Source organism: Candidatus Spechtbacterales bacterium, assembly GCA_040879145.1.
Lineage (GTDB): Bacteria > Patescibacteriota > Minisyncoccia > Spechtbacterales > 2-12-FULL-38-22 > JAWVZY01.
The window spans coordinates 1-1514 of the sequence record JBBDKX010000002.1 but is presented as its reverse complement, the minus strand read 5'-3'; the positions used below and the strand labels follow the sequence as shown (position 1 = coordinate 1514).

Below are 1514 nucleotides of genomic sequence, written 5' to 3'. Positions count from 1 at the left end.
AGATATGATAGATAAAACAGATACGCCCGATAAGACAGACACTCCCGACAAACAAACCTATCTCGTAACCCGTGTTATAGATGGCGATACAGTAGAACTTCAAAACGGTGAAAGGGTGCGTTACATAGGCGTAAATACGCCAGAAGAACCAAACGGTTGTTTTGCTAAAGAGGCGACAGGGTACAATGAACAACTTGTGTTAAATAAAATAGTTACTCTTGAACAAGGACCTGACGATAAAGATAGTTACGGGCGCCTGCTTAGGTATGTTTACATAAACAATACTTTCGTTAACCAAAATCTTGTTGAAACAGGCCACGCTTACGCTTTTGATTTTGGGTTTACACATGAATTCACAGACAACTTTGAAGAGGTGGAAGAAGAGGCAAAAGAAGACAGGCGGGGCTTGTGGGGAGACGTGTGCCACCCTGTCGGAGGCGAAGTTTTGGGGGATTCAACACAAAACGATTCCGCACCCAGCCCATATGGTCCAACAGGTCCAAACCAAACATTTATAAAACAACAAAATACCATACCTCAGGAATTAAGCCATTTGGTTATAAATGAAATACAAGTTGCGGACTCAGAATTCGTAGAGCTTTATAATCCCACAAATTCCGCAATTAATCTCTCAGATTATTATTTCGCGTATTATTCTTCCACAAGAACCGAATGGAACGACCCTTACCGTATAAAACAATTTCCTCAAACTCAAATTTCAGCACAAAGCTACTTTTTAATAGAGCTTGAGCCATTTAGCGCGCAAGACAACTACCCGTCTTCGGACTGGCAACCTTACTCTTCAAGCCAGTTAAGCAATTCACAGGGTACTGTTGCCATATTCAGCGAAGACCCTAAAGACGTAGAAAACCCCAAACCTGTTGACGCTGTAGCATGGGGTAATGACGAAGATGTAACGCTTAAAGAAACCAAAACAGCACAAGCCCCGCAGAAAGGAAAAAGTATTTCAAGAAGCGAAAACCACGCGGATACAGATGATAACTCTGCTGATTTTACAACCGGAGACCCGACGCCAACAAACAGTTCAGGCAAAAACTCTTACGCCGTTCTTTGGTCAGAAAGCGCGTCTTACAGCTTAAAAAACCAGATGCTCGTAGATGAGAGCTCTAATTTATACATTGCTTCAGGGGATAGCATTGAAAAATTCACCACCGAGGGCAACTCTGTCTGGGAAAATACACGCACCCGCTCTTATCTTTCGGTGGCGCTCTCGCACGATTACAAAACCCTCTATGTAGTTGAGTGCGACCCCAATACGGACGACTGCTATTTTACCGCGTTTAGTACAGACAATGGAGAAGAGCTAACAGACAGGTTTTCAATAGGCGCGAAATCTTTCACACTGCCTGTTTCGGACGCGGAAGGAAATGTTTTTGTTACAGCCGCGTCTAAAATTTACGCCTTTAACTTAGAAGAAAATAGCTTGCTTCTTTGGGAAAAATTAAATTCTGAAATAGACGCCGTTTTGCCCGGACAGTTTGGCACTCCGCTTG

The 1514-nt window shown here is 43.1% G+C and carries 1 protein-coding gene; it reads left to right on the top strand.

The window, feature by feature from the left end:
- Window positions 1–1514 (top strand): thermonuclease family protein (locus tag WDZ40_00330; GenBank protein MEX0877294.1); only part of this gene is annotated, 1514 nt, incomplete at both ends.